Genomic DNA, 9,967 nt, shown 5'->3' with positions numbered 1-9,967 from the left:
GGTGCCTTTGCCCGGCACGAAGAAGCCCTGGCGATTCGGTTGGGGCGCCTAATGGACGAGGGGCAGATCAACCTTGGCTGCCGCCTGCCAAGTCGACTTGTTCAGCACAAGGTTGTGGTGAACGAATGGATCGAACCGCTGGGCCGGCGCCGCGGCAGAGAGACCGTTTGCGCCTGAAATCGCAGTAGCACTAATGACTCAAGAGCAAAAACTCCACTACTGGCAGAACATGCGCACTGCCATGGAGGCTGCCGGCCAGACCTCAGGCGCCATCTACAAGCGCGCCCTTGCGATCAGCCAGGGGCTACCAGATCCTCTTGCAATCCCCGAGGGTGCTCAGCCCTGACTGCAGCTTCCATCAGCGGGTGGATGGCGGTCCTGGCCTTCTAAATTGTTTCTCTGAGATCGTCGCTGAGAAGGACTCTGCCCTGGGCCCTCCGATCGTCTACCACCCGGCCTATTCAGCTCCGCTGCCGAGCAGCCATCGCTTTCCGATGGCGAAATTCCAGCAGCTCCACTCCCTGCTGCTGAAGAAGGGGATAGCGTCGCCGAGCCAGCTGCACACACCTCTACCAGCCCCCCGCCGCTGGCTAGAGCTGGTACATCAACGCAGTTACCACGAGGCCTTCGCCAGAGACAAACTCAGTGCCGCCGATCAGCGCCGTATCGGTCTTCCCGCCACCACTCCCTTAGTGCAGCGCACCTGGCTGGCGGTTGGGGGGACGGTGCTCACAGCCCGATTGGCGCTTCGCTACGGGGTGGCCTGCCACCTTGCCGGCGGCACTCACCATGCCTTCTCTGATTACGGCAGTGGCTTTTGCATCTTCAACGACTGCGCCGTGACGGCCCGTGTGCTCCTGGCCGAGGGCGCCGTGGAACGGTTAATGGTGGTCGATCTCGACGTGCACCAGGGTGATGCCACAGCGGCGATCTTTGCTACGGACCCACGGGTGTTCACTTTCTCCGTCCACTGCGCCAGCAACTTTCCGCTGCGCAAACAGAGCAGCGACGTCGACGTAGGCCTTGACGATGGGGCGGAAGACCTTGACTACATCAGAGCTATCGGCGATCTAATTCCCGACCTGCTCGATCAGCATCGGCCCCAACTAGTGCTCTACAACGCAGGGGTCGATCCCCATAGAGACGATCGCCTTGGACGGCTCTGCCTAAGTAGCGATGGGCTACTAAACCGCGACCGGCTTGTGCTCAATGCCTGCCTAAGGCGCGGCATCCCAATTGCCACCGTGATAGGTGGCGGCTACGACCTATTGGAGCCACTCGTGGAGCGCCACAGCCTGGTGTTCCGGGCCGCCGCAGAGCAGGCCAGACTTCATCGGCTCTAAACAGATCCCAATCATCCGCCCAGATGTAGCGGGTGAGCAGGGCACAAGTGGTCGTGGCCTACGTGGGCCCTGATCACCTACGGCTGCCGGCCTGCGGAAGTTTTCTCCCTGAAGCCAAAGGTTTGCACGGCGACACTTAGATAGGCGGGCGCGTACGTAGTTGACACCGGGCAAAAGGTTGTTGGCACAGCAGCAGCGCATGATGGGACTATTGATTACTGCGGTGACGATGCATATTCTGGTGACTGGACCAAAGTCTGTTTCCCGATCCTGGCCCGAGAGGGGGCTGGGGAGGGCAGAGAATGAGCCTGGTCAATTCCTGATTGCTCCACAACGCTATGCCTGCTGATGTGGTGATCGGAGGGAAAACGCTCCGATTGGCAAGGCGAAGCGATGTCGCCGTTGCCCTGCGTGTGGCAGCCCATTTCCAGCGCCGCATCGCTGAGGATGACTGGCGCCCCTACCAGAGCAGAAAGGATGCGGTACGGGCCTGGACCCGGCTGGGCGGCATCCGCCTTCAGGTGATGGAAGCACTGAGCCTGTTGAACGAGTCCTGAACTCCTGCTGCGCCTACAGCACAAGCGCATTACGGGCACGCAGGACAGATCGGCTGAGAGCCGGGGTCTGCTGGTCCCTGATCTCACCAAACAGCCGGGCGCTCAGGCAGGTCCTGCGCCAGTGCCATAGCCGCCTGGAGCTGCTTGCTATGCACTGCCCGCGTCCTTAGAGGAAGTCTGTCATTCGCAGCTGTACTCACTGCAGCCGCTGGAGCCATAAACAAAAGTCTATAATATTTAGAGATGTGTTAACTAACAATTTTTGCTGATCGTTGAAGTTCGGTAGTGGTGCGGCTTTCCGCCTCGCACCCACCAAGACGTGATCGCGAACATTGGGTGGTCTGACATTCATTCTTTCAAATGTCCACTGAAGTTAAAAATTGGGCAACGGTAGCAACCGCAATGGAAGCTCAGGGCGCAACGGATAGTCAGATGTACATCCGAGCAAGAGCTCTTGCCAATGGTGAGGTCGACCCATTGCCTACAAGCTTCCCCCCAGCCCCTTTTACAATCTCAGAAGTCCAATAGTAAAACCCATAAACAGCAAGGTCCCTTACATGGGGCTTTGCTCCACCAATAACATGTCCAATCACCGACTTTCACTGGAGCAAAAGTTCCGACTGGAGACAGCGTTCCGCGAGATTGATGCTTGCGATGACATTGAAATGCTTCGCGAAGTTGCAAAACAAATAATTACCTCCGAAGAAAATGAAAAAGCCGCAGTGCGGGAAGCAATCACGCAGATCAGGAGGGAACTGGAGGTAGAATTTAGTAATAAATATCGCAACCATAATAATTATGCATCTATTGCAAATCAGGATTTTTAGTAGTCCATTTTTGCCTATTACTTTGTTTTGGGAGCCCCAGTTGCAACAACTCAAACCCTAGTCACAGCCTTGATTTGACACCCGCGACGCCACCAAAAAAGTGACGGCGAGTGATAGAAGCCAAGGATTGCACTGGGCCCCGAGCTCAGCCCTTCACCTTGAGCCACACTGCCAGCAGCTTGTGGCGGTCCTGATTGCTACTCGCACAAAGTGGGGCCAATGAACTCAGAACAGCTTCAGGGCCTAGCTGTGCTGGCTCTGGCGATGGTGCCGGTGGCTCTGCTGTGGTGGGTCTGGATCCGGATGCTGGACTGATTGCTGCCTCGGGTCCGGCTGCAAGTTGCCTCGGTGCCCTACCAAGGTGGCGCCTGCGATGAGGCAGCGCAACGATCGATCACCAGCTGCTCGTCCGTGGAACCAAATGGCCAGCTAGACGGGTCGTGGTTTGCCAGTTGACAGGCCTCGCGTCTAGGTGGCCCCAGGGGCACAGTCCCATGCCTGCTGATGAGGCGGCAACGGCATCCGTGAATGCGATTCCAACAGTGGTGGAGATGATGCAGGCGTGCATAGGTGAGATAGAGCCAGGCCATCGGCCAGCTGAGCAAACAAGCCAGCCATTGCTCCAGAGTCCGGAAGCCCAGCAGGGTGCCATGCACCATCTCGTGGGTTGCGATCAGCAGCAGGCCATAGGCCACACCGGCGATGAGGACGGCCCTGATCGCGGCCCCCCCCCCCAGGGGCAGACGCCAGTACAGCCAGGCGCCGCCAAGCAGCAAGGCACTCAGCGTCGACAGGCGGAGGGTGGCCCTGGCTCTCTCGCTGGTAGTGAGCGCAGCTCCGAGGCCCCTCACCTCAGCGCAGAGATCACGAACCAGGGCTGTAGCGGCCAGCGACGCCATCGTTTCCGGGGCGAGAAACACAGTCTGATCAAGATTTCGCCTCACGGACGGACTTAGAACCGCTGCAATTCAGACCAGCATGCGCATGGACTGGTGGTAGGTGTTCAAGCCTTCTGCCCTTCCCAGGCGGTGGTCACCTTGTCCCGTCAAGCCGGCTGATGGAAAGGGGGTGATTGGCAGCAGGGACCCAGTGGGAGTTGGAGAGAGTAACGAGCCGCAGTTCAGCCGGGATCGGCGCATGTAGATCGGCCTAATGCGGGCCCAGCGCAGTATCCAAACTCCGCAGCCAAACCTCCACCTTCGTCCCATTAAGAGTTTTCCAAAAACAAACCATCCGATCGCCGGATGCAGAAGCACGAAAGACAATAGATACCACCTTCGCATGTCTTTATAACCTGCGCATCAAGCAACAAAATCACGGGAATCTCAGGATTTAATGCTTGCTACCTTGTTGCGCGCGGGTTTTTCAGGACGCTCCTAAGCGTGAATACGCAGTGGGGGTGGCTCGTCGATGACCGAGCCGGATCAACGACTTTCCGCCAATGCCGCCGCAACGTTCTATGCGGCAGATGCTGTTCAGCGGTGATCACCTTTGGTGGAATCTCGAGCACAAGCTGGTGGTGGACTCCCAGCGCTACTGCTGGTGGTGCTGGCAGGAACAGCTGCGCATCGAGGGTTGCTGAACGAGAATCGCTCAGGGAACGGGGCGGGCGCTCCGAAGAGGTAGCCCTGGCCCTTGGTGCAACCCATTGCCAGCAGGGCATCGACCTGGGCTTCCTCCTCCACCCCCTCGGCGATCACATCCAGCTCCAGATCCCGAGCCAATCGGACCATCGTGGCAACCAGCAGAGAGCTGCGAGGATCGGTCAGTAGACCCGTTACGAAACTGCGATCGATCTTGATGCCATCAATCGGCAACTGCGCCAACCAGGACATGCTGGAGTAGCCGGTCCCGAAATCGTCCAGATAAACACGACAGCCGCAATCGCGCAGGTGGCCGAGTTCACGAATCGCACTCTGCGGCCGGTCGATCAGGGGTGATTCGGTTACTTCGAGCACAAGATAGGAGAGCGGCACCTGCAGCTTTTCTGCTATTTGGATCATCTTTGTTGCCAGGCCCTCCTGAGATAACTGCAGCGGGCTCATATTGATTGAGATAGACATGGCTTGAAGGCCTTTACTAAGACCGCTCAGCTCCTCCAGGCAGTGGCTAAGTACTATGTCGCTGATGCGATGAATCAGGCCCGCATTTTCAGCCACAGGAATGAACTCACTCGGCAAAATACTGACTCCCTCCTCCGCGGGAAAGCGTGCCAGAGCTTCAAACCCGATTATGGATCCATTCACCAGATCGATGATTGGCTGATAATTAACGCATAACTGATCAGCTGCAAGCACCGTTTGTAAGCGGGACCTGATCAGGCTTTCGCGTTTGACCTGCTTATCCAGCTGCGGATCAAACAAAGCCACCGAAGCGGTCGGCGAGGCCTTGGCTGAATACATGGCCAGATCAGAGTTGCATAGCAATTCATCAACGGATATCTCCGGATCTGCTGTCAGTGCGATTCCAATACTTAGGCGTGGTGTGATCGTCTTGCCTTCGTCATGCCACGGTGCGGTAATCTTCGTATGAAGACGGTTGGCCCATTGGATAGCCTCCTCTCTGCTGTCGACATCAATAGCCAGCACCACAAATTCATCGCCTCCGATGCGGCCAACCACATCTTCAGGGCGAATGTTTGCGCGCAGGCGTTGGCCTATCTCGATCAGCAGGCGATCCCCTACATGATGGCCATAGAGATCGTTTATCTGCTTGAAATGGTTGAGGTCACAGAAGAGTAGTGTCACCAGGCCAGGCTGGCGGCGCAGGTGGTGCAGCGAGGTTTGGATCCGCTCAAGCAAGCCGCGTCGATTCAGTAGCCCTGTAACCGAGCACCTCATCGCCTGGGTGGCCAGGGCCAACCGATTGCTCACATCCCGGAACGAGAACATCAGCGGATTCGGCTCTTCCGTGAGCACCGGATGCCACTCCACCTCCAAAGCTTGTAATGGCAGCTCACTGAGGATGGCGTTGAGCATGCCGCTGTTCTGGTTCGCCCCCCGGGTCTGCTCGATCGTGAGAATCGGCTCACCCACGTGGTTGAGTGGAAGAACGCGGTGCAGACTGGCACCGAGAATCTCAAGCCTTCGCTTGCCCACCAGGCCATCGAAGGCCGCATTCGACCAGATCACCTGGCCAGCGGCATCCACCAGCACCAGGGCCTCGCGGATCTGGCCGAGGGCTGAATCCAGGCGCCCCAAGGTGCGCCTCAACTCTTCAACCAGCTCCAGCTCTCCTTCGGGAGGATGGGATGGCGGCAGCGACGGCGATTCAGGCATCGGTTGGCGTTTGATCCGGCAGCGGCGTGAGAGTTGCACCAAACACCCAAACCCCTTCTACCTTCTCCGCCACGATGAAATGTTCTGAGACAACCTCCCTGCCATCGACGCAGACCGTTTTCAGGCGCAGGGGGTGGGCCAGGATCGTGGAAGTCTCCAGCGCCTGGAAACGGGAAAAGCCAAGCTGGTGAGACATCTTGAAGGCGGCCGGCAGAATCACGCTGAGCGACTTGCCGCGAAGCTGCTCATCGCGCCAGCCATAAGCCTGTTCAAATGCAGAATTAATCGCCACGATCTGCCCAAGCGAATCTGCGAGCACAAACGGGCGATCCCGCTGCTGCAACTCCTTGATGCTGGGAACGGCTATGGGATTACTACCAGCCGCTTCTGGCCGATCAGATGGCTGCCGATCTCGTTGGGGATCCTCCTGCTGCTGAATCAAGCGAGTCCTCGAAACGGGAAGTTTAATAATATTACATCCTACTGAGGTTCCGCGTACGGCTGGCGTTTGCCAAGGAGCTCAGCCTGTTGCGCACTTGCGAGCGACCGTCAACGCCGGCGGATGCGCCAGGTTTTGATACACAAGGAAGTACCGCTCCATCAGGCGCTGAAGCGTTAAAAGGCTGTGCAGAGCTGGTCGTCGTCGACGTAGATATTCAGGCCGTTGCTGGTGATCAGATCCCAGCGTCCCTGGCAGCCCAGTTGCCAGGCATCCCGCTTTTCGCACGCCATGGCCACGGGGGTGTGGCGCTTGCTGTGGTTGCGCAGCGCAGCGTCCAGCGCCTTGGCATCGAGATCAATGGCGGTGAGGCTGACGTCATGGCATGCCGCGTAGTCCAGTGTGAGCAGGTCGTCCATCAGCCCCGATGGCAGGGAGGCGAGTTGCATGCCGGATCGCACCAACGGCTGGGCCAGCCCACGCATGAGACAGAAGCGCTGTTGCGTCGCCAGCAGGAGCGGACAGCGCTCCAGCAACCAGGTCTCCAGGTCACTCAGGGGCGATCCATCACTGCTGAGCCGGGTTTGTGAGCCGCGTTCGGGGTACAGCAGCACGTAGGAGGTCCACTGACCGTTCAGGCCCAGGTTGTTGAGCAGGTACCGGCCCAGCTCAAACTCGCTGAGCTCCGCCCGCAGCCGGGCCACGTCCGAGGGGGTCTCCCCATCCGTCGAGGTGGTGCTGTGACCGTGGGAAAGGATGTCCATGCGTACTGAGGCCTTGTCTGGCTGGAGGATGGACAGGTTGCCCCCTGGCCATCAGAGCATTGAGCGCGCCCTCGGCGGCCGTGGTCGAGGCGGCGATTGTTCGCCTGGGCTACAACAGGTCAAACCCCAGCCACCGTTCATGGCCTTCTGGTGGGTCAACCACAAGCAGAGCTACCGGCAGGAAGCCTGCCCAATCCCACCAGCCACCCGCTCAAGCTCCTCTTCTGCGCCCCATTCGTGCGTATCAAGTGCCAGAACAACAGAATCCCAGCTTAGGAACCAAGCTCCTCTTCCCTAGACCCTTTCCTGAGATCTCTGCCTTCCCAATCCCACCTGCCCAATTCAGCCCGCCACCCCGTGCCACTCCTCTTCTGAGATCGCCTATCTACCATAACTTCCACCTGAGCCCGCTGCAGCTCCTCTGCCGTAATTACAAAGCCCGCCTCCATGGCAATCCCCACAACGGCATAAGCATCCGCTGCTGCATTGAGTTTCTCCTGAAGACCAGCATCTGCCTTGACAGCTTCCATAAACGCCTTGAGTTGCTCTATAAACGCCTTGAGTTGCTCTTCTGACATCGCCTGAGTGGTGAAGTGTGAGTGCCCCCATTATCACCCATTCTCCATCGGTCGTCAGAACTTCTGCCCACAGCCACACCCATAGCCACCACGGCCTCCCAGCACTTCCTCCACTCCTTTTTCAGCCGCCCCGCCGAGGTCAGTGCCCCCGAGCTAATTGGCTGCCTGCTGGTGAAGCAGCAACCCGATGGGGAGTTGCTGTGGCTGGCGTGATCGCGGAAACGGTGGCGTATTCCCAGGAGGACAACCACACGCGGCTATATCCGCTATGCCCCTATTCCTTCTCTGGCGGCCCTGCTTCTGCGGGCACTAGGTACCAGGCTCGCCCTCCTTCAGCACCACCGTGACCCGATGGCCGGGGAACAGCTCTTTGCCGGCTTCCAGGGCCTCGGCCTTATCAGCAGCAAACACCGGCACCACCGCTAAAGAGCCTTGTTGCCGCACTCCGTATAGTCTGCAGGTGATGTTTTCGCAGAATCCTGAATGTATGCAGTTCCCACCTTAATCCCCAGGCTTTCAAGTGCTGAGGGGAGAGAGATTCCAAACCCAATGCCCTCAACACCAAGGGCAACCATCTTCGCAGTGACAATACCAAGAACTTCTCCATTATAATTAACAATTGGTCCACCACTGTTGCCTGGGTTTACGGGAACATCAATTTGAAGCATTGTAGAGCCATCCTCATTCCTGACGCCGCTAATAATTCCACGAGTTGTAGTCGCCTGAAGGCCAAGCGGGTTTCCAATTACAATAATGTCCTCACCGACCGTTGCAGTCTTTCTAATGCACAAAGGAAGCGCTGGATAGTTAATTTTCGTAGATAAATCTTGAATCTGCAAAAGTGCAATATCAAGGTCTGCTGTCTTGCCAATTACCTTAGCGCGTACCGACTTGCTATCGTTAAATCTGACATCTACCTCAGGGAAGCGGCCTACAACATGCCTATTTGTCAGGAGCAAGCCTTTGTTATCAATTAGGAAGCCAGTTCCTTTCCCGCGAGGTGTCGAAATCTCCACAACGCCAGGCAGAGTACGCTTTACGACTGGCTGGACTAGTTCACTTTTTTTGACGGCAGGAGTCAATTGAATTGTTAAACCACTGGACCTTAGTGTCACGTCTTCTTTTGATTCTTCTAGGATAAGTTTTCTTATGGAAGCCGCTGAAGTCGCGCCAATATTGTAAATAACTGAATTATTTCCGCCAAGCCTTAGTGATATCTTTGGAGATTCAGGTGAAGTTTCTAGTGCCCTACGCACTTTGGCATTTAGAACAAATAACCCATCACTGCCGGAGAGGCTGAATTGCTCGCCATTAATACTTAAGTCTATTCCGTAAGATATATTCTGAAATGTTTTCCTACAATTTCCACTAAAACAGTATGTTGAAAACTGGGCCACCGCCACTTGATCGCCAGTCCATCTACTAATTATACCATCATAGAAATTACAACTTAAAGCGCAACTTCTGCCGCGATAGTCCTGATCCCATATTGCTCTGTATGTCTCAAAAGGGCTTTTAATTGTGACAATTTTCGACCAAGGAATATCTTTTGGAGGCTCTTTCCAGTCATTGATTTCAATTACATGCTCGTCACCTGGGGATTTCGATGGACCTGGTTTAACTCCACTTTGCGCGTCTGATGCAAATACTCCGCCAGGGCCGAAACAGGGTTAGCGCAAATGTTAAGATTAGTAATGATTTGAAAGCCTCTTTGTCAATCATTTTGTTCAAGCATATTCATAATTTTGAACCAATAAATTGGCAATGCAATAGATTGTGACAAATGTAAACCCTGAGATTTGTTCCTCCTTGGAGGAAGCCAAGATGCTTATTTCCTGCGTCGCAATATATCATTGGCAAGGTGTCTTTTGATGGGGCTGCTAAATCTCTGGGACTCCGGTCCGCGGGCACCAAAACAGAAGCTGGCTCCTTGCGGTTCACCCCAACCCCTGCCGAGCTAAAGCCCACTCAACTGCCGCAAAGGAAAGCGGGTGGCAGTGCCACCCAGGATTACCCACGCGTAGCTGCGCTGTCCCACCTCAATGCGGTGGAGGGTCTCGTGCCGTTGGTCCCAACGGGTGCGCGGGGCATGCACCCGGACCCCATCCCCAATCTGCAGCTCCGGATTATGCCTTTCCTGCATGGTCACCACACCCGGGAGGCGGTGTCGCCCGGCTGGAA

11 protein-coding genes are annotated in these 9,967 nt (G+C 56.5%); 4 read left to right on the top strand and 7 right to left on the bottom strand.

The window, feature by feature from the left end:
* The first annotated feature begins 428 nt into the window (after window positions 1-428).
* The 3 genes from KBZ15_RS11520 (at window position 429) to KBZ15_RS11510 (ending at window position 2,727) form a co-directional block, all read left to right on the top strand.
* Entirely contained in the window at window positions 429-1,343 is a 915-nt protein-coding gene (locus KBZ15_RS11520; protein ID WP_255015362.1) for a histone deacetylase, read from the top strand.
* Window positions 1,344-1,681: 338 nt separating this feature from the next.
* Window positions 1,682-1,900, top strand: coding sequence for a hypothetical protein (locus KBZ15_RS11515; RefSeq protein ID WP_255015361.1), 219 nt, complete (start codon window positions 1,682-1,684; stop codon window positions 1,898-1,900).
* A 581-nt stretch (window positions 1,901-2,481) separates the two neighbouring features.
* Window positions 2,482-2,727, top strand: a complete 246-nt coding sequence (locus KBZ15_RS11510) for a hypothetical protein (RefSeq protein WP_254930877.1) — start codon at window positions 2,482-2,484, stop codon at window positions 2,725-2,727.
* A 353-nt stretch (window positions 2,728-3,080) separates the two neighbouring features.
* On the opposite strand, the gene KBZ15_RS11505 is transcribed toward KBZ15_RS11510, so the two are convergent.
* The 5 genes from KBZ15_RS11505 to KBZ15_RS11480 form a co-directional block, all read right to left on the bottom strand.
* Window positions 3,081-3,647, bottom strand: coding sequence for a hypothetical protein (locus tag KBZ15_RS11505; protein WP_255015360.1), 567 nt, complete (start codon window positions 3,645-3,647; stop codon window positions 3,081-3,083).
* Between the two features lie 555 nt (window positions 3,648-4,202).
* Window positions 4,203-6,005 carry an EAL domain-containing protein gene (locus tag KBZ15_RS11495; protein WP_315859878.1) on the bottom strand — a complete coding sequence of 601 codons (1,803 nt, stop codon included), beginning with the start codon at window positions 6,003-6,005 and terminating at the stop codon, window positions 4,203-4,205.
* Entirely contained in the window at window positions 5,998-6,348 is a 351-nt protein-coding gene (locus KBZ15_RS11490; RefSeq protein WP_255015359.1) for a PAS domain S-box protein, read from the bottom strand. The genes KBZ15_RS11495 and KBZ15_RS11490 overlap by 8 nt, the downstream gene beginning before the upstream one ends.
* A gap of 272 nt (window positions 6,349-6,620) precedes the next feature.
* On the bottom strand, window positions 6,621-7,208 hold the full coding sequence (locus tag KBZ15_RS11485) for a class I SAM-dependent methyltransferase (RefSeq protein ID WP_254932295.1): 588 nt from the start codon (window positions 7,206-7,208) through the stop codon (window positions 6,621-6,623).
* A 272-nt stretch (window positions 7,209-7,480) separates the two neighbouring features.
* A complete protein-coding gene (locus KBZ15_RS11480) occupies window positions 7,481-7,786 on the bottom strand; it encodes a Nif11-like leader peptide family natural product precursor (RefSeq protein ID WP_254932296.1) in 306 nt (101 codons plus the stop codon).
* 21 nt (window positions 7,787-7,807) lie between these two features.
* Here KBZ15_RS11480 and KBZ15_RS11475 point away from each other — a divergent pair, with 21 nt between their 5' ends.
* Complete coding sequence (locus tag KBZ15_RS11475) at window positions 7,808-7,999, top strand: hypothetical protein (protein ID WP_315859879.1); 192 nt, start codon at window positions 7,808-7,810, stop codon at window positions 7,997-7,999.
* A 209-nt stretch (window positions 8,000-8,208) separates the two neighbouring features.
* Here KBZ15_RS11475 and KBZ15_RS11470 read toward each other — a convergent pair whose 3' ends face one another.
* Complete coding sequence (locus KBZ15_RS11470; RefSeq protein ID WP_255015358.1) at window positions 8,209-9,189, bottom strand: S1C family serine protease; 981 nt, start codon at window positions 9,187-9,189, stop codon at window positions 8,209-8,211.
* 554 nt (window positions 9,190-9,743) lie between these two features.
* The coding region (locus tag KBZ15_RS11465) for a hypothetical protein (RefSeq protein WP_255015357.1) at window positions 9,744-9,967 on the bottom strand (224 nt) is incomplete at its 5' end.

It is taken from the genome of Cyanobium sp. BA20m-p-22 (assembly GCF_024346275.1).
GTDB lineage: Bacteria > Cyanobacteriota > Cyanobacteriia > PCC-6307 > Cyanobiaceae > Cyanobium_A.
Note: the sequence above shows the minus strand (reverse complement) of the source record. Positions and strands in the feature narration are given on the sequence as shown.

Coding starts and splice junctions, on each gene's coding strand:
- KBZ15_RS11515 (WP_255015361.1), top strand. CDS start 1,682: ATGCCTGCTGATGTGGTGATCGGAGGGAAAACGCTCCGATTGGCAAGG.
- KBZ15_RS11510 (WP_254930877.1), top strand. CDS start 2,482: ATGTCCAATCACCGACTTTCACTGGAGCAAAAGTTCCGACTGGAGACA.
- KBZ15_RS11495 (WP_315859878.1), bottom strand. CDS start 6,005: ATGCCTGAATCGCCGTCGCTGCCGCCATCCCATCCTCCCGAAGGAGAG.
- KBZ15_RS11485 (WP_254932295.1), bottom strand. CDS start 7,208: ATGGACATCCTTTCCCACGGTCACAGCACCACCTCGACGGATGGGGAG.
- KBZ15_RS11480 (WP_254932296.1), bottom strand. CDS start 7,786: ATGTCAGAAGAGCAACTCAAGGCGTTTATAGAGCAACTCAAGGCGTTT.